Raw genomic sequence first — 16521 nt, forward strand, 5'->3', positions numbered from 1 at the left:
GAGCTGGCGCAGCGCCCCGTCATGCTCACGCTCGACGGCCGGCGCCGCCAGATCTGGACGACCGCCGACACCGTCGACGGGGCGCTGCGCCAGCTCGGCGTACGCGCGGAGGGCGCCCTCATGTCCGTCTCGCGCTCCTCCGCGATCCCCCGCAGCGGCCTGGCCCTCGACGTCCTGACGGAGCGCACCGTCACCTTCATGGCCGACGGACGCGAACACACCCTCCGTACGAACGCCGCGACCGTGTACGAGGCCCTCGCCCACGCCGGGCTCACCCTGCGCGGCGAGGACACCACCTCGGTGCGGCCCGACAGCTTCCCGCGCGACGGCCAGACGATCACCGTGATGCGGATCACCCGCGACGAGATCGTCCGCGACGAGGCCGTCCCGTACGACACCGAACGCACCCCCGACCCCACGCTCTTCACCGGCACCGAGGTCGTCACCCGCCAGGGCGAGCCGGGCACGCGCCGCCTCACGTACGCCGTACGCGCCGTCAACGGCGTCAAGCAGAAGCCGCGCGAGATCGCCGACAGGATCGTCCGCGCGCCCGTCACCCAGCGTGTCAGGGTCGGTACGAAGCAGCGCCCGGCCTCCGTCGCGGGCGCCGACGGCCTCAACTGGTCCGCCCTCGCCGCCTGCGAGTCGGGCGGCCGGCCGGACGCGGTGGACCCCTCGGGGACGTACGGGGGGCTCTACCAGTTCGACACCGGCACCTGGCAGTCCCTCGGCGGCAGCGGACGGCCGCAGGACGCGTCGGCGGGCGAGCAGACGATGCGGGCGAAGAAGCTCTATGTGCAAAGGGGGGCGAGTCCGTGGCCGCACTGCGGCCGTAGGCTGCACGGGTGAGCACCACAGAGCCCCCCGACCCCGACGCCTTCAGCGCCCTCCTCGGCCCCGCGGACATCCGCGAGCTGGCCGCGGCCCTCGGCGTACGCCCCACGAAGCAGCGCGGCCAGAACTTCGTCATCGACGCCAACACCGTCCGCCGGATCGTCCGTACCGCCGGCGTACGCCCGGACGACGTGGTCGTGGAGGTGGGCCCCGGGCTCGGCTCGCTGACGCTGGCGCTGCTGGAGGCCGCCGAGCATGTGACGGCCGTCGAGATCGACGACATCCTCGCCGCCGCCCTGCCCCGCACCGTCGAGGCCCGGATGCCGGCCCGCGCGGATCACTTCTCGCTGGTGCACGCGGACGCGATGCAGGTACGCGAACTGCCGGGACCCACGCCCACGGCGCTCGTGGCGAACCTCCCGTACAACGTCGCCGTCCCCGTCCTGCTGCACATGCTGGAGCACTTCCCGACGATCGAGCGCACCCTGATCATGGTCCAGGCGGAGGTCGCCGACCGGCTGGCGGCGGCGCCGGGCAACAAGGTGTACGGCGTCCCGTCGGTGAAGGCCAACTGGTACGCGGAGGTCAAGCGCGCCGGCGCCATCGGCCGTAACGTGTTCTGGCCCGCGCCGAACGTCGACTCGGGCCTCGTCTCGCTCGTACGGCGCCCGAAGCCGCTCACCACCACCGCGTCACGCACCGAGGTCTTCGCGGTCGTGGACGCGGCCTTCGCGCAGCGCCGCAAGACACTGCGTGCGGCGCTCGCGGGCTGGGCCGGGTCGGCGCCGGCGGCGGAGACGGCACTGGTGGCGGCGGGGATCTCGCCGCAGGCACGAGGGGAGTCGCTGACGGTGGAGGAGTTCGCACGTATCGCGGAGTCGAAGGGGGAGCACGCGTGAGCGGCAGCGAGGTGACCGTACGGGTCCCGGCCAAGGTCAACGTCCAGCTGGCGGTGGGCGCCGCGCGCCCCGACGGCTTCCACGACCTGGCCAACGTCTTTCTGGCGGTGGGCCTCTACGACGAGATCACCGTCACCCCGGCCGACGAACTGCGCGTCACCTGCGCCGGCCCCGACGCCCACCAGGTCCCGCTGGACACCACGAACCTCGCGGCGCGGGCGGCCCTCGCGCTGGCCGGGCGGCACGGCATCGACCCGCGCGTCCACATCCACATCGACAAGGACATCCCCGTCGCGGGCGGCATGGCCGGCGGCAGCGCGGACGGCGCGGGCGCGCTGCTCGCCTGCGACGCGCTCTGGTCACTGGGGTCGTCCGAGGCCGAACTGCTCGCCATCTGCGCGGAGTTGGGCAGCGACGTACCGTTCAGCCTGCTGGGCGGCGCGGCGCTCGGCGTCGGCCGCGGCGAGCGGCTGACGCCGCTGGACGTCGGTGGCACGTTCCACTGGGTGTTCGCGGTCGCCGACGGCGGCCTGTCGACCCCGGCTGTGTACGCGGAGTTCGACCGCCTCACCTCGGGCACCGACGTCCCGCCCCCCACCGCCGACCCGGCCCTGCTCACGGCCCTGCGCACGGGCGACCCGACCGCCCTGGCCCCCACCCTCACCAACGACCTCCAGCCCGCGGCCCTCTCCCTGCGCCCCTCCCTGGCGACGACGCTCACCACGGGCACGTCGGCGGGCGCACTGGCGGCCCTGGTCTCGGGCTCGGGCCCGACGACGGCGTTCCTGACGAAGGACGAGGAGTCGGCGACGACGGTGGCCGACGCCCTGCTGACGTCGGGCAACTGCCGTACGGCGAGGGTGACTTCGTCGCCGGCGGCGGGGGCGCGGGTGGTGTCGTCGCAGGATCGGGTGAACGGGTGAGCGGGACACAGTCGCTGATCGGTCTGCTCCGGGAGACGGCGGAGGAGTCCGACGGCCTGGTGGAGCTGCGCCCCGGCTTGTCCGACGCCCGGATGGACACCTGGGCGGCGCCGGTGCCGGAGGAGATCCGCGTACTGCTGCGCGCGGTGGGCGGCATCCGGATCGCCTTCGGCCGGTCCAGGACCGACGGCGGCTACCTCTTCACGGACATCGACTTCGACGAACCGCTCAACGAGGGCAAGGCCCCCGGCGGCGGGGACGGCAGTTGGTACGTGGAGCGGGCCGGCGGCCCCGGAACCCACCACTTCGTTCATCTCGACTCGGCGGGCGGCTTCGTCTACGTCGATGTCAGCGCGGGCGGCGACGGTGAAACCAGCACCTGGGGGCCGGTGTTCACTTTCTCGGACGACAACGACACGCGGCGCCTGGCCGATTCACTGCCCGCCTGGGCACGGCGTACGGCCGAATGCCTGCGCGACGCCGTCCGCGAGGCGGACGGGGACGTGACGAAGCTGAATTCCGCCTTCGCCGAGAGCTGGCGGGAGCCCGAACGGTCCGGGCCCGACGTGCTTCCGGTCTCCGCCGCCGAAGCGAGGGCGAGCGCCGACCCGGTCGTCCGGTCCGTGGCCGAGACTCTCCCCGACGACGGGGCCCTGGCCGACTTCCGCGGCGTGGACGGCTGCGCGCAGGTGATCTTCCAGTTCCCGGAGGAATGCCGCTTCGGCCGCGCCCACGGCGGAACCGTACTCACGGCGGTCCCGCTTCCGTACGAGGACTGATGCGCCGCTCTACCGGGGGGCCTCCCGTACGTGCTCGTGCCCGTCCAGCGGGAACGGCGGGCGGGCGGGGAGGGTGCGGCGGTAGGTGTAGCCCGTCTTCTGCGCGACTCGGCAGGAGGCCGTGTTGTCGACCTGGTGGAGCAGTTCGAGGCGGGTGACCCCCGGGAGGGCGTCGAACGCCCACCCGGTCAGGGCCTCCAGCGCGCGCGGGGCGATTCCCCGCCCGCGGGCCCCGGCGGCCGTCCAGTAGCCGACCTCCGCGCGGTGGGCGGCGCCCCGCTTGAGGGCGACGTTGCCGACGAGCCGCCCCTCTTCGAGCACGGCGAAACTGAACCGCTCCCCGGACCGCCACCCGTCCCGCTGGACCTCCAGCCATCGCAGCGCGTCCTCAACTCCCGTGACGGGCAACCGGGTCCACCGCCGGAGCACCGGGTCCCGGTAGACGTCGATCAGCGGCCGGACGTCGCTGTCGTCCCAGGGCCGCAGGTCGAGCGCGGGGTGCCCGGCGGGGGTGGGATCGACGCGGAGTTCGACGGTCAACGCGGTGCGCTCCTATTCGCCTTGCATGTGCTCGGGGATCTCCGGGAACAGGCCCGTCGCCTCGGCGGACGGCACGGTCTCGGAGGCCGGGGGAGGGGTGATCCGCACGGGCTTGCCGGCGTCCAGGATGTCGAGTCTGACGGGCTCGTCGTCGATCTCGAACTCGATGCGCAGCGGCACGGGGGCCCCCGTCACCGGCACGTAGACGGTTGCCTCGTCGCCCTCCGGCTGCTCCACCAGCCCCACGATCCGCTTGCCGTCCTTGGTCTGGGGATTACGCGACTTGACCTTGCTCACCGAATCGGGCACATCCGCGAAGGCCCTGTCCAGATCGCACAGACTCAGCAGCGGGTCGTCCTTCATCTCGGACGCCGACGACACGACGTACTTCCCCCGGGTCTTCTTCGCGACCTTGTCGTGGAGGGCGAGAGCGTCCGGGCCGATCTGCTCGGCGAGCCCGCGCCAACTCGCCAGTGTCGCGTCGTCGTACCGGGACCACACCCGCTCGCCGCCCGAGTGGATGACCTCCGCTGTGCCCTGCCCCATGTATTCGACGGTGCCGACGCAGTTGCCCTTCCGATCCGCGTGGATGTCCACTCCGCCGATCGACGCGAAGTGTCCGTCCACGCGGACCGTGTCGTACCCCTTCAGCGTCTCCAGCGCCGCGGACATCCGCCGGACCTCGGTCCCGCCCTTCCCCGACCCCTTCGCGGGCTCCTCTGCGGAATCACCACAGCCGGATATCCCGGTCATGCCCACACCCACCAACATCGCGCACAGCACCGCCGTACGCCGTCTTCGCTTCCCCACCCCGACACGCCTCTCTTGCCTTGCCTGTGAACTGGCCTGCGAACCTGCCTGGCGTGAACGTTATCCCCGGCTCGGTTGTCAGACCCCTGGGTTAGATTCCGGGCATGACGCAATTCGTACTCGTGGCAGGCGCGTGGCTGGGCTCGTGGGCGTGGGACGAGGTGGTGGCCGATCTGCGGGCCGCCGGGCAGGGCGCGCACGCGCTCACGTTGTCCGGTCTTGCCGAGAAGCGGCGGGATGAGCCCGTCGGGCAGCAGACGCACGTCCAGGACATCGTGGACGCCGTCGAGCGGCTCGACCTGCGTGACGTCGTTCTGGTCGGGCACAGCTACTCCGGCATCCCCGTCGGCCAGGCCGCCGAGCGGATCGGTGACCGGCTCGCGCGCGTGGTGTTCGTCGACTCCAACGTGCCGGCGGACGGGGAGTCGTTCGTCTCCGCCTGGCCCGACGGCCGGGCGGCGGTCGAGGCGTCGATCGCGGAGCACGGCGGCTTCTGGGCACCCCTCACCGCGGAGGAGTACGCGGGGCAGGGCCTCACCGACGAGCAGATCAGCCGCATCGTCACCGGCGCGACCCCGCACCCGGGCGCGACCCTGACCGAACCGGCCAGGCTGGAGCGCCCCCTCGGCGCCCTCCCGGCGACGTACATCAAATGCCTGCTGGACTGGCCGGAACCGAGCCCCGACGTGGCGGAGCTGCTGAAGAGCGAGCACTGGCGCCTGGAGGAGCTGAACACGGGCCACTGGCCGATGCTCTCCGAGCCGCACGAGCTGGCCAGGATCCTGCTCAACGCGACCATGAACCCATGAACCCATGGGGGCGTCACACCACCCGGTGGCGCTTTGTTTTCGCCCGTGTCCGTTCCCGTAGCAGCGACTGGTAGTACGCGGACCGTTCCTCGTCCAGGTCGATGAACTCCACGATGTCCGCCACCGTCTCCGCCTCCTCCGCGCTGCCCGTCAGTCCGATCCACCCCACCACCCAGAACCCCTCACGGCACCTGGCACGGCACTCGTCGCCGAGCTGGGAGTCGCCGCTCGTCAGGCGCCACAGGGTGGTCAGGAACTCGGCCCGTGCCAAGGGCGACAGGTCGCCGGCCAGCGCGGCGAGGAGCACCCCGACCGCGGGGACCGAGGCCTCGAAGAGGTTCGTTTCCCGTTCGAGGTGGTTGGCCAGGGTGTACCCGGCCATGTCACCCGGCGTCCCGGCCTCGATGATCGCCTCGAACATCATCGGCACATGCCCGGCGGGCTCGCCGCAGCCGCACCGCAGGCTGTCCCAGTCGTGCCGGTCCAACTCGGCACGTACCAGAGCGCTGAGACTCACCGACCCGCTTCGCCCGCTTCCCGTGCCGCGTTCTCCAGCCGGCGGTGGTGGGTCTCCCACGCGGTCCGCTCGTCCCAGGGCAGATTCTCGTTGCCCTTACGCAGCCCGGCGTTCCCGTCGATCAGCTCCCGCACGATGTCGGCGTGACCGGCGTGCCGGTCGGTCTCGGCGATCACATGCACCAGGACGCGGTGCAGCGTCACGTCCCGCTGCCCCTCCCGCCACCACGCGACATGACCGCCCGCGCCGAGGGCCAGTTCGTCGATCGTACGGTCCGAGTGCGCCCACACCCGTCGGTACAGCCCCACGATCTCCTCGCGCGACTCGTCCACCGTGGCCCACATGTCCGCGTTGGCCTCGGCCTCGTCCCCGTACCACCCCGGCACCCGCCCCACCTCGAAGAACGGCCGCCCGAACACCTCCCCGAAATACCCGATCTCCACCCCGGCCGTGTGCTTGACCAGCCCCAGCAGGTTGGTCCCCGTGGGTGTCAGGGGGCGGCGGACGTCGTACTCCGACAGCCCGTCGAGCTTCCAGAGCAGGGCGTCACGGGATGCTTGCAGATAGCGGAGAAGGTCCGCCTTCGCGTTCAGTTCGACCATGTCGCACAGTGTTCCACCGGGCACTGACACCCTGCCTCGTCTTTACGGCGTCGCGTCGGCACCCGCGTCGGCACCCGCGTCGGCGAGGCCGCGCAGCAGCTCCGCGCTCGCCGCGTCCGACGGGTAGTAGGACTCGATCGAGATCTCGTCCAGCGTGATGTCCTGGGGCGTTCCGAACGTCGTGATGGTCGAGAACAGGCTCAACTCCCCCTCCTGGAAGCGGAAGATCATCGGAGTCGCCACCTCCGACTCCGGTGGCGGACGCTGCCCGTCCGGCCCGTCCGCCGCGAAGAACTCGTCGTACAGCGCCGCCACCGCCGGATCCCCGGTTCTCGCGATCTGCCGGGACAGGCGGGCGCGCAGGAACGAGCGGACCTCGGCGAGGTTGACGATCCGGGAGGCGAGGCCGCGGGGGTCGAGGCCCAGGCGGACCATGTTGAGCGGCGGGACCAGCAGTTCGGGGTCGACGTACGCGAGGAAGTGGTCGACCGGGGCGTTGGTCATCACCACGTTCCACCGGCCGTCCATGACCAGCGCCGGGTACGGCTCGTGCGCGCGCAGCACCCTGCTTACGGCGTCGCGCACCGCCGACATGTCCGGCTCGTCGAGGGGGCGTTCGCGGTACCTCGGCGCGAAACCGGCCGCCACCAGCAGCCGGTTGCGGTGCCGAAGCGGTACCTCCAGCCGCGCCGCGAGGCGCAGCACCATGTCGGCGCTCGGCCGGGAGCGGCCCGTCTCGACGAGGCTGACGTACCTCGGCGAGACGCCCGCCGCCAGCGCCAGATCGAGCTGGCTCAACTGTCTGCCGTGCCGCCACCCGCGCAGCAGGCCGCCCACCGTCTCCACGGCGCCGACCCTAGCCGCGCGGCCCGGCACGGTCCATGAACCGCGAGTTCATCGACAGGTCCCGTCCGCGTCGCCAGACTCCGACGCATGAGCAACGACGTGAGCAACGACAACAAGGACCTCGTCCTCAACTGCCTTAAGCTGTACGGCGCCGGCGACCTTGACGGCGTCGCGCCCCTCCTGCGCGACGACTACGCGGACCACGGACTGCCCTTCCGGACCACCACGAAAGCGGAGTGGATCGAGGAGGCGCGCAAGCTTCCCCTCGCCGAGCTGCGCGTCGACATCCGCCGGCTCGTCGCGGAGGGCGACCACGTGACGATGTTCTCCCGGCGGTCCCTGCCCGACGGCGCGCTCGACATCGCGGTGGCCGACATCTTCCGTATCCAGGACGGACTGATCGCCGAGCGCTGGGAGATCGTGGAACAGATCCCGCCGAACGCACCGAACCCGGTGGCCACCCTCTGATCCGGCTGACCGAGGAGGCAGACTGAGGAGATGGAGTACTTCTGTTACCACCGCGACCGTTCCGGCTCCCTCGCGCTGCGCGACGAACTGCTGGAGGCGCACTGGTCGTACATGGACGGCTACGCGAAGGAGATGATCGCCCGCGGCCCGACCCTCGCCGCCGACGGCACCCCCACCGGCAGCGTCCACATCCTCGACCTGCCGACCACCGCCGCCGCCCGCGCGTTCGCCTTCGACGAGCCCGGCTACCAGGCCGGTGTGTACCGCGACGTGTCGCTGCGCCGCTGGCGCAACGCGCTGGGGCGCACCATGTGGGAGTTCCCCGGCGGCCCCGAGGACGGCAACCGTTACCTGGTGCTGGGCCTCGGCGCCGGCCCGGCCGTCGACCTCGAAGTGCCGTCCGACCGGGGCGAGTTGATCGCGTACGGGCCGCTGCTGTCGGACGACGGCACGGCCTGGCTGGGTACGGCGGCGCTGCTCCGCGCCCCGGACGCGGCGGCGGCCCGCGCCGTACTGACCCCGGAGGGGTACGCCGAGATCGAGGTGCACCGCTGGCAGTTCGGCGGGCGGTCGTAGGACGGGCCGTAGTAAGAGGACAGCCGTCAGGGGCGGGTGTTCAGCGACCAGGCGTGCGTGCACCGCGGGCACTGGAGGTGGAGGACGGGCCCGCTGTTGGCGATCAGATAGCGCCAGTGCTCACCGCAGTTGCGCGGGCTCGCGCACGTCGCGCAGTGCCGGGCGTCGTCGCAGACGGGGCAGGCCACCCAGGCGCGCCGGGAGGCGTCCGCCTGCGGATCAATGGGCAGGCGCACGGCCCGGCCCGTCCCCGGGCAGGACACCTGCCGCGACCAGCATGTCGTAGGTGCGCTGCTGCTCCGCGTCGAGGCCCGAGTAGAGCAGCGCGTACGCCTCGTCCTCGCCCCGCATGGCGGCCACGGGGTCCCACTCGGGACCGAGCGCGGTGACGACCTCGGCCCGGCGCCGGGCCTCCTCGAAGGTGAGGTCGATCGTGAAGGGTATGAGGTCGTCGGGGGCGCCGTCGGTGACGCCCTCGGTGCTGTTGTCCTGATTCATGGCGAGACTTTCGCTGTGACGCTGGAACATCACCATCTGTACCAGGGACCCACGTCAGCAGGGAAGGGTTACCTAAGTCGTCCCTGACCGCTCCCGGCCGCTCCCGGCGGTGTGCCCGCTCGGATCGGCGGACGGGGATGGGTCGTTACGGGCGCGAGGCCCGCGGGGCGCCCTCTGGGCTGTGACGCACTTCACGGCCCACCAGGCGGCGGCGTACAGCGCGAGCGCGCAGGCCAGCGCGGTGCCGCCGCCGATGGCCGAGTCCGCGAGGATCCCTTCCGCGACCGCCTGGGTCGTGGCAGGGGTGGTCGCGCCGGGGCCGCCCCGGTAGGTCTCCAGCGTCTGGAGGCTGGCCGCGGCGCCGACGAGCGTGGCGGCCGTCAGTGCGGCGACGACGCTCCGGCGGATCGCCGGCGGGAGCCCGGCCGATGAGGTGGCCGGGCGCGGGCGGCGCCACAGGTGTACGGCGATGGCGGCCAGGCCCCCGACCGTACTCACGTGCTGGATCACCCGCGCCACCGTCAGATCGCCCGCCACCTGGGAGCGCAGGAAGCTCAGATGGGTGACCACGTAGCCGTCGTAGTGCGTGAAGGAGTCCCACGCCAGGTGGGTCAGGACCCCGATGAGGGCGGACAGCAGCACCCAGCCCGCCCGGCGGGGGTAGCCGCCCGTACGGCGCGGGACGCCCGCTCCGGCGAGTCGCGGCGGCAGCAGCGCGGCGACCGGGCGGCGCGTCAGCCCGTACAGCGCCAGCAGGGCCAGCGTGAACGGCAGCGCCACGGTCAGGCCGGGCAGCGTGTGGGAGTACGTGGCGTTGAGGAAGGGCTCGTACCAGGACTGGGCGCTGACCGGTATGCCCGCGCCGCTGAGGAAGTACGGCGCGTCCGGCGCCAGGGCTCCACAGACCAGGGCGGCCGGGCAGAACGGGGAGCGGAGCAGCGGCAGGACGGCGGCGGGATGGGACAGCGTGAACGGCATCGGGAGGCCACCTCCGTATCGACGTGGGGTGGTGAAGCCTCACGAGTCGGGCAACTGGATATGCTCCCCGAGTGTATATGTCGGCCAACTGACTATGAAGCCCCGGTTCTGCCAAGGAGATGGCGATAGGTGGCTTCAGCGCAGGTCGGCCCGCTCGGCCCGCTCGGCCCGCTCGGCCCGGCCGGCCCGGCCGGCCCGGCCGGCCCGGCCGGCCCGGCGTACGAGGTGGTACGCGTACGCCGCCATCGCCCCGGCCAGCGGCACGGCCGCGCCGATCGCCAGAACCGGAAGCGACACGTCCCAGCCCCCGGTGTAGGCGTACGCGAGGAACGGCGGGCAGGCCACGGTCATCGCCGCCGCCTCCTTGAGCCCCGGCGACTTCGACCGCAGAGCCAGTACGAGCCCGGTGGCCGCCAGGACCAGCAGGGGCCACAGGCCGTAGTCGGTGCTGAACGGCAGGACATGGGCCTGGACGGCGACCAGCGGCAGCCACGCGACGGCGGCCGTCGCACCCGCCGCCGCGCACGCGCGGGGCCCCGGCCGCAGATCAGGTGGGCAGGCGAGCACGATCAGAGCGGTGAGCAGCGCCATGGCCGGGGTGACGACCGGGTCGCCGAACGCGGCGCCGCTGACGACAGTGGCGGCGGCCAGCCCGGACAGCCCGGCCGCGACCGCGATCACGCCGCCGTGCCACCGCCCGGTCAGTGCCGTGATCGCCCCGACGACGACCAGCGCCGACGCGAGCAGGAGCGCGGTCCACGTGTCGGCGGAGAGGAGGGAGAGGTGTACGGGGGAGGGCGAGGCGACCACCCCGGCGTACCAGCGGGTCACGTGCACGCCGCAGCCGGCAGCCGCCGCGCCCACCGCGTACGGCGCCGCGCTCGCCAGCAACCGGCCGGCCGCCGTCGCGGAGCTGAGCCCCAGCCTCATCCGTACCGCGTGGGCGGCGATGCCGGCGGCCTCCCGGAACCTGTCCGTACGAGACGCGTCCGCGGCGGTCAGCCGGTAGACGGCGAGGATCTCCTCGCCGAGGTCCTGGCGGTAGCGCGGCGGGTACAGGCGCAGAATCAGCCCGATCACGTCTCCGCCACCGTCCCCCCGGCCCGGGTGATTCCCAGCCGCCGGCTGGCTTCCCGGGCCGTCGCCGCCATCCGTTCCGCCTCGGCGGCGAGCCGTTCCCGCCCGAGCGGCGCCAGCGCGTAGACCTTGCGGGCCCGCCCGTCGACGATCTCCTCCCGGTGCACGTCGATCAGCCCGTCCTTCAACAGCCGGTCGAGGGCGCCGTAGAGCGTGCCGGTCCGCAGGACGACCCGGTCGCCCGAGAGGGTTTTCACCTCCTGCGCGATGGCGTAGCCGTGCCGGGGCGCGTCCGCCAGGGCGGTCAGCACCAGAAGGGTCGGCTCCTGCAGCACACGCTCAGTCATCCGGCCAACATATGCCGCCGGGCGACGCATCAACAACGCCCGAGACCGGTCAGCAACGTCCGAGACCCATCAGTGACGCCCGAGACTTGTCAGTGACGCCCGAGGAAGAACTCCCGGATGTCCCCGGCCAGCAGTTCCGGCACCTCCATCGCCGCGAAGTGGCCGCCCCGGTCGAACTCCGACCAGTGCCTGATGTCGTACAGCCGCTCGGCCAGGGGTCGTACCGACTGGGTGATGTCGTACGCGAACACCGCCACGCCCATCGGCACCGCGCACCGGGCGACGGGGCGCAGCGTCGCGTCGTGGTGCAGCCGCGCCGACGAGGCCGCCGTGGCGGTCAGCCAGTACAGCGAGATGTCCGTGAGCATCCGGTCGTCACCGACCGGCGTACGCGGATCGGTCCAGTTGGCGAAGCGCTCCGCGATCCACGCCAGTTGGCCGACCGGCGAGTCCGTCAGCGCGTAGCCGATGGTCTGCGGGGTGAGGACCTGGAGCGCCTGGTACGGCGGACGGTTCGCCATCAGTCGTCTGACCACGTCCAGACGGGCCTCGTCCGTCGCGGACAGCTCCACGCCGGCGTCCGGATCGGGCCTGGTCGGCAGGTAGTTGACGTGCACCCCGACCACGCGCTCGGGCGCCACCGTACCGAGCGCCGTCGAGATGCCCGAGCCGAAGTCGCCGCCCTGCGCGCCGTAGCGCTCGTACCCGAGCCGGCGCATCAGCTCGGCCCACGCCTCCGCGATCCGGACGATGTCCCAGCCGCGTTCGTGGGTCGGCCCGGAGAAGCCGAAGCCCGGTATGGACGGGATCACCAGATGGAAGTCCCGCGACAGCGGCTCGATCACATCGAGGAACTCCAGGAACGAACCGGGCCAGCCGTGGGTGAGGACCAGCGCGAGTGCGTCCGGCTTCGGGGACCGGACGTGGACGAAGTGGATGTTCTGACCGTCGATCTCGGTGGTGAGGTGCGGAAGCTCGTTGAGTCTGGCCTCGTGCTCGCGCCAGTCGTAGCCGGTACGCCAGTGCTCGGCCAGCTCCTTGAGGCGTGCCAGTGGGAAGCCGTAGTCCCAGCCGGCGTCGGCGACCTCGTTGGGCCAGCGGGTACGGGAGAGACGGTCGGCCAGGTCGTCGAGGTCGGCCTGGGGGACGGCGATGCGGAAGGGCTTGATCGCGGTCCCGGGTCCGGAGGCATTCATCGGTGCTCCAAATGTTTGGGTGACAAACGTTAGTGAAGCTAACGCTAGCATAATCGTAGGTGTGTCCAACGATTAGCTAGACTCGTCCCATGAAGAACGCACCGCAGAGCCCGTCCGAGGGGCTGTCCGAGCGTCCGTCCGAGAACCCGCCCGAGGAGGCGCCCGCCGCGTGGCGGGGCCTGCCCAGCTGGCTGCTCACCCAGACCGCCCACCACGCGCACCGCCTGGTGACCGACGCGTTCTCGGCCGCCGGCGCCCGCGGCTACCACTACCGACTGCTGGCGACGCTCGCGGAGTTCGGCCCCTCCAGCCAGGCCGGGCTCAGCCGCCGTACCGGCATCCACGTCAGCGACACGGTCGGGGCGCTCAACGAACTCGCCGACCGCGAACTGATCGAGCGCGCCCCGGACCCCGCCGACCGGCGGCGCAACGTCATCTCGCTGACCGGAGAGGGTGAGCGGCAACTGCGGCGGCTGGAGAAGCCGCTGGCCGAGGCCCAGGACGAACTGCTGGCGCCGCTGTCACCGGAGGAGCGCCGCCGGTTCACCGACTATCTGTCCAGGGTGCTCGATCACCACAACCGGCGCTGAGTCCTCTGCGTAGGATCGCCGACATGGCACTGCGACCTGTTCAGGTGAACATCAAGGCACTCGACAACTCGGCGATCGGCCGCTTCTGGGCGGAGGCGCTCGGCTGGGGCCTCTCCAGCGAGGCACCGGGTGTGTCCAACGTCGAACCCACCGGCGACTTCGTCTGGCCGGACGCGGCTGCCCTGTGCGTCGACGTCGTCAAGGTCCCGGAGCCCAAGTCGGCGACGAAGAACCGTGTCCACATCGACCTCGCCACCACCTCCCTCGCCCACCAGGCGGAGTTGGTCGAACGCCTGAAGTCCCTCGGCGCGACACCCGCCGACGTGGGCCAGGGCGACGTGCCGTGGACGGTGCTCGCCGACCCGGAGGGCAACGAGTTCTGCGTGCTGGAGCCCCGGGAGACCTACCGGGACACCGGGCCGATCGCCGCGGTGGTGGTCGACTGCGTGGATCCGCGGGCGATGGCCCGTTTCTGGGACGAGGCGACGGACTGGACGCTGCGCGAGGTGACCGACGACCACGCGGTGCTGCGCTCCTCCCAAGGAGTGGGCCCGTACCTGGAGTTCCTCCGCTCGTCCGACCCGAAGACGGTGCCGGACCGCGTCCACATCGACCTGCTGCCGTACCGCGGCCAGCCCGCGGCGGCGGAGGCGGACCGCGTGCGCGCCCTGGGCGCGACGGACCTCGACCTCGGCCAGGGCGACGTCCGCTGGACGTGCCTGAGCGACCCGGAGGGCCACGAGTTCTGCGTCCTCGGCGGCCCGTCCTGACGCGACGCGCGCACGTCGTACGCGCGTCGCCCTCTCACATCAGATCAGGTGGTCGAACTCGCCGGCCTTCACGCCCGCGATGAAGGCGCGGAGCTTGGCGGGGTCGGTGGTGACGATCGCGTCGGGCGCCTCGCTCTCGCGGAGGAGGATCCGGCCGTCGACGTGGGCCAGTTCGACGCACTGGATCTCGCCGTCGGAACCTGAGAAGGAGGACTTCTGCCAGGTGATGGGGCTGGTCATGGTGGTGGCTCGCGTTCTGTCGATGGTGTGGTGCGTGGGTTGCGTTTAATGCGGGTTGCGTTCAATGCGCCACGAGGGGGAGTTGGCGCGCCTCTTGGGTGTGGAACACGTGGTAGGGGTGCACGGTCCACTCCACCCATGAGCCCCGGTCGCTGAGCGAGAACCCGCAGGGCTCGCCCCGGTGCAGGGCCGCGACGGCTCCGACACAGCCGCCGCCTTCGGCCCAACTGAGGGCGCGTCTGTGCTCGTTGGGTGGGAGCGTGGACGCGAGGGTGCGGACGGATGACCGGATCTGACGAATCGCCTCGGCGGGGGTGCTTGCCGAGTGGCGCTCGACCTTCTCGATGTCCGAGCCCGCGGCGCCGAGTGAACGGTACGTGACGCGCTCGCACCAGTAGTGGATCTCCGTCTCCGGGCATGGCGAAGCTGCGGGTGGGTGCATGGGTGGGCCTTCCGCCGGCGTGGCGCGATCACCCCCTGCCGTGGCCGCCGGCATGAAGAGCGGGTGGGCAGGGGGTGACCCTTCAGGCGTCGCCGCTGGGCACGGCCTTGCCGAGGTGGCCGTGATCGGTGCGACGCGTAGTGACCGTAGCGTCACACGGAGGTTGGTGGCAAGTGTGCACCGGGGCATGCTTGCGGGGCGTACGACGAGAGCCCTCCCGTCAGGTGACGGAAGGGCTCTTGCCGCAGGCCGGGGCCGGTCAGCCGACGAGGTGGTCGAACTCGCCGGCTTTTACGCCCAGCAAGAAGGCGCGGAGCTTGGCGCGGTCGGTGGTGATGATGGTGCCGGGTGCGTCGCTCTCGCGGAGGAGGATCTGGCCGTCGGCTTCGGCCAGTTCGACGCAGTTCTGGTTGTTGTCGGGTCCGGAGAAGGACGACTTCTGCCACGTGATGTTTCCGCTCACGCCTCTGCCTCCTGACGGGGGTGGTCAGTTGGTGAAGTGGTCGAACTCGCCTGCTTTGACGCCTGCGATGAATGCGGCGAACTTGTCTCGGCTGGTGGTCGTGATTGTGCTCGGGTCGTCGCTCTCGCGCATGAGGATGTCGCCGTTGTGCTCGGCGATCTCGACGCATTGTGCGCCCGACCCCGAGAATGACGACTTCTGCCAGTTGATTTGTGGGTTCATGCCTGCGTCTCTCAAAGATCTCGTGCGATGTGGTGGATGAAGCTGCGCGACTCATCAGGCTCCAGGGAAGCCTGCTCGGCAAGGTCGAGCTGCGTTCGGTGTGCTTCCAGGTCGGCCGCGGCGTTGAGGAAGAGGCCGACAAACGGACTGTCGATGTGAACGGTGTCGAGCTGTGGAACGACTCCGCCCGCGTAAAGGGTGGTGTGAGTGACGTCAACGAAGTGTTCGCTGGCGAAGGGGATGACTCGGATCATCACCGTCGGCCGCTCGGACGCTTCGAGTAGGTGCTCAAGCTGCTTACGGGCGACGGCCCGTCCGCCGGGGCGCATCCGGAGTGCGGCCTCGTGCACGATGACCTCGCAGTCCGGAGGACTCTCGCGGTCGAGGACGGACTGCCGCCTCATGCGGTGATCCACGCGCGCCTGGATTTCGTCGGACGGCAATCGCGGGATCGCTACGGAAAACAGCGCTCGCGCGTAGTCATCCGTCTGCAACAGGCCCGGAAGGGTTACGGCTTGCAGGTATCGCAACTCAACCGCGTGGTGCTCCAGCTCGGCGATGTTGAGGAAGTCGGGAGCCAGGACGCCGCGGTACTCGTCCCACCAGAACTCGCCCCGGTGTTCCCGTGAGATGGCGCACAAGGCATCAAGCAGTGCGGCATCGTTGCAGGAGTAGTAGACGAAGAGCCGACGAATGCGCTCCTCGCTGATCCCGATCCGACCTGCCTCGATGTGACTGATCCTGGCTTGATCCGTCGAGAGCAGACCGGCCGCTTCGCGAGCCGTCTTGCCCGCGCGGTCGCGAAGTTTCCGCAACTCGCAGCCAAGGCGCGTCTGGCGGGCGGTCGGGTTGTCTCTTGGCGGCATGGCTACCTTCCCTGTTTGCGCCCAGTGTCGCCCGTAACGGCGTCACGGGTCCACCGGCTATCACTATCTCGCAGTGCAGGGTTGCACCGGTGCAAGTATTAACTCTAAGGTCATGGCAGGCGCCCGCCTGCCAGTAAGACCGAAGTGCAGCCGCTTCGGCGGCCATTGCCACGCATGGCGAGCTTCGCGCACCCAGCCCCGCGTAGGGAGACCCCGACATGCCCCCAGC

25 protein-coding genes are annotated in these 16521 nt (G+C 71.2%); 9 read left to right on the top strand and 16 right to left on the bottom strand.

The features are described from left to right. The 4 genes from BHU15_RS21415 to BHU15_RS21430 all read left to right on the top strand — a co-directional run. Positions 1-849 (top strand): resuscitation-promoting factor (locus BHU15_RS21415; protein WP_069628678.1); only part of this gene is annotated, 849 nt, incomplete at its 5' end. After that, positions 846-1733, top strand: coding sequence for a 16S rRNA (adenine(1518)-N(6)/adenine(1519)-N(6))-dimethyltransferase RsmA (rsmA, locus tag BHU15_RS21420; protein ID WP_069628679.1), 888 nt, complete (start codon positions 846-848; stop codon positions 1731-1733). The genes BHU15_RS21415 and rsmA, both read left to right, overlap by 4 nt. Beyond that, complete coding sequence (locus BHU15_RS21425; protein ID WP_069628680.1) at positions 1730-2656, top strand: 4-(cytidine 5'-diphospho)-2-C-methyl-D-erythritol kinase; 927 nt, start codon at positions 1730-1732, stop codon at positions 2654-2656. The genes rsmA and BHU15_RS21425 overlap by 4 nt, the downstream gene beginning before the upstream one ends. Further along, positions 2653-3435, top strand: coding sequence for a hypothetical protein (locus BHU15_RS21430; RefSeq protein ID WP_069628681.1), 783 nt, complete (start codon positions 2653-2655; stop codon positions 3433-3435). The genes BHU15_RS21425 and BHU15_RS21430 overlap by 4 nt, the downstream gene beginning before the upstream one ends. 9 nt (positions 3436-3444) lie before the next feature. On the opposite strand, the gene BHU15_RS21435 is transcribed toward BHU15_RS21430, so the two are convergent. Together BHU15_RS21435 and BHU15_RS21440 are read right to left on the bottom strand one after the other, a co-directional pair. Then, positions 3445-3975 (bottom strand): GNAT family N-acetyltransferase, encoded by a 531-nt coding sequence (locus BHU15_RS21435; RefSeq protein WP_069628682.1) that lies wholly within the window; start codon positions 3973-3975, stop codon positions 3445-3447. A gap of 12 nt (positions 3976-3987) precedes the next feature. Next, complete coding sequence (locus BHU15_RS21440; protein ID WP_135065591.1) at positions 3988-4785, bottom strand: hypothetical protein; 798 nt, start codon at positions 4783-4785, stop codon at positions 3988-3990. Between the two features lie 104 nt (positions 4786-4889). Here BHU15_RS21440 and BHU15_RS21445 point away from each other — a divergent pair, with 104 nt between their 5' ends. After that, positions 4890-5594, top strand: coding sequence for an alpha/beta fold hydrolase (locus BHU15_RS21445; protein WP_069628684.1), 705 nt, complete (start codon positions 4890-4892; stop codon positions 5592-5594). Positions 5595-5607: 13 nt separating this feature from the next. Here the strand turns inward: BHU15_RS21445 and BHU15_RS21450 are convergent, their stop codons facing one another. The 3 genes from BHU15_RS21450 to BHU15_RS21460 are packed head-to-tail and all read right to left on the bottom strand — an operon-like array spanning position 5608 to position 7559. Then, positions 5608-6111 (bottom strand): hypothetical protein, encoded by a 504-nt coding sequence (locus BHU15_RS21450; RefSeq protein ID WP_069628685.1) that lies wholly within the window; start codon positions 6109-6111, stop codon positions 5608-5610. Next, the gene (locus BHU15_RS21455) at positions 6108-6713 is read right to left on the bottom strand and encodes a DinB family protein (RefSeq protein WP_023541142.1); all 606 of its coding nucleotides are present in this window, start codon (positions 6711-6713) and stop codon (positions 6108-6110) included. Before BHU15_RS21455 ends, BHU15_RS21450 begins: the two co-directional genes overlap by 4 nt. Positions 6714-6755: 42 nt before the next feature. Further along, positions 6756-7559 (bottom strand): helix-turn-helix domain-containing protein, encoded by an 804-nt coding sequence (locus BHU15_RS21460; protein ID WP_069628686.1) that lies wholly within the window; start codon positions 7557-7559, stop codon positions 6756-6758. An 87-nt stretch (positions 7560-7646) separates the two neighbouring features. Between BHU15_RS21460 and BHU15_RS21465 the strand changes: the two genes are divergently transcribed. Then, complete coding sequence (locus tag BHU15_RS21465) at positions 7647-8027, top strand: nuclear transport factor 2 family protein (protein ID WP_247748459.1); 381 nt, start codon at positions 7647-7649, stop codon at positions 8025-8027. A 30-nt stretch (positions 8028-8057) separates the two neighbouring features. Further along, a complete protein-coding gene (locus BHU15_RS21470; RefSeq protein WP_069628687.1) occupies positions 8058-8603 on the top strand; it encodes a YciI family protein in 546 nt (181 codons plus the stop codon). Positions 8604-8629: 26 nt separating this feature from the next. On the opposite strand, the gene BHU15_RS38455 is transcribed toward BHU15_RS21470, so the two are convergent. The 6 genes from BHU15_RS38455 to BHU15_RS21495 all read right to left on the bottom strand — a co-directional run bounded on the left by BHU15_RS38455 (position 8630) and on the right by BHU15_RS21495 (position 12699). Beyond that, positions 8630-8839 (bottom strand): hypothetical protein, encoded by a 210-nt coding sequence (locus tag BHU15_RS38455; RefSeq protein WP_079128281.1) that lies wholly within the window; start codon positions 8837-8839, stop codon positions 8630-8632. Beyond that, positions 8823-9101 (bottom strand): DUF6400 family protein, encoded by a 279-nt coding sequence (locus tag BHU15_RS21475; RefSeq protein ID WP_079128283.1) that lies wholly within the window; start codon positions 9099-9101, stop codon positions 8823-8825. The genes BHU15_RS38455 and BHU15_RS21475 overlap by 17 nt, the downstream gene beginning before the upstream one ends. A 72-nt stretch (positions 9102-9173) precedes the next feature. Further along, complete coding sequence (locus BHU15_RS21480) at positions 9174-10079, bottom strand: DUF4184 family protein (RefSeq protein WP_069628689.1); 906 nt, start codon at positions 10077-10079, stop codon at positions 9174-9176. A 135-nt stretch (positions 10080-10214) separates the two neighbouring features. Then, the gene (locus tag BHU15_RS21485) at positions 10215-11159 is read right to left on the bottom strand and encodes a hypothetical protein (RefSeq protein ID WP_069628690.1); all 945 of its coding nucleotides are present in this window, start codon (positions 11157-11159) and stop codon (positions 10215-10217) included. Then, positions 11156-11503 (bottom strand): PadR family transcriptional regulator, encoded by a 348-nt coding sequence (locus tag BHU15_RS21490; protein WP_069628691.1) that lies wholly within the window; start codon positions 11501-11503, stop codon positions 11156-11158. Before BHU15_RS21490 ends, BHU15_RS21485 begins: the two co-directional genes overlap by 4 nt. Positions 11504-11592: 89 nt before the next feature. Continuing rightward, a complete protein-coding gene (locus BHU15_RS21495; RefSeq protein WP_069628692.1) occupies positions 11593-12699 on the bottom strand; it encodes an epoxide hydrolase family protein in 1107 nt (368 codons plus the stop codon). Between the two features lie 89 nt (positions 12700-12788). Between BHU15_RS21495 and BHU15_RS21500 the strand changes: the two genes are divergently transcribed. Together BHU15_RS21500 and BHU15_RS21505 are read left to right on the top strand one after the other, a co-directional pair. Continuing rightward, positions 12789-13289 carry a MarR family winged helix-turn-helix transcriptional regulator gene (locus BHU15_RS21500; RefSeq protein WP_069628693.1) on the top strand — a complete coding sequence of 167 codons (501 nt, stop codon included), beginning with the start codon at positions 12789-12791 and terminating at the stop codon, positions 13287-13289. A gap of 23 nt (positions 13290-13312) precedes the next feature. Continuing rightward, positions 13313-14059: a VOC family protein gene (locus BHU15_RS21505; RefSeq protein ID WP_069628694.1), complete on the top strand. Its 747-nt coding sequence runs from the start codon at positions 13313-13315 to the stop codon at positions 14057-14059. Between the two features lie 39 nt (positions 14060-14098). Here the strand turns inward: BHU15_RS21505 and BHU15_RS21510 are convergent, their stop codons facing one another. From BHU15_RS21510 to BHU15_RS21530, 5 genes are all read right to left on the bottom strand, one after another. Beyond that, on the bottom strand, positions 14099-14299 hold the full coding sequence (locus tag BHU15_RS21510; RefSeq protein ID WP_069628695.1) for a DUF397 domain-containing protein: 201 nt from the start codon (positions 14297-14299) through the stop codon (positions 14099-14101). A 61-nt stretch (positions 14300-14360) separates the two neighbouring features. Beyond that, positions 14361-14741, bottom strand: coding sequence for a hypothetical protein (locus BHU15_RS21515; protein WP_069628696.1), 381 nt, complete (start codon positions 14739-14741; stop codon positions 14361-14363). Between the two features lie 259 nt (positions 14742-15000). Then, on the bottom strand, positions 15001-15204 hold the full coding sequence (locus BHU15_RS21520) for a DUF397 domain-containing protein (protein ID WP_069628697.1): 204 nt from the start codon (positions 15202-15204) through the stop codon (positions 15001-15003). Positions 15205-15228: 24 nt separating this feature from the next. Then, complete coding sequence (locus tag BHU15_RS21525; RefSeq protein WP_069628698.1) at positions 15229-15426, bottom strand: DUF397 domain-containing protein; 198 nt, start codon at positions 15424-15426, stop codon at positions 15229-15231. A gap of 11 nt (positions 15427-15437) precedes the next feature. Then, the gene (locus tag BHU15_RS21530) at positions 15438-16292 is read right to left on the bottom strand and encodes a helix-turn-helix domain-containing protein (RefSeq protein ID WP_023541157.1); all 855 of its coding nucleotides are present in this window, start codon (positions 16290-16292) and stop codon (positions 15438-15440) included. Between the last annotated feature and the right edge of the window lie 229 nt (positions 16293-16521).

This window comes from Streptomyces niveus, from assembly GCF_001723055.1.
Classification (GTDB): Bacteria; Actinomycetota; Actinomycetes; order Streptomycetales; family Streptomycetaceae; genus Streptomyces; species Streptomyces niveus.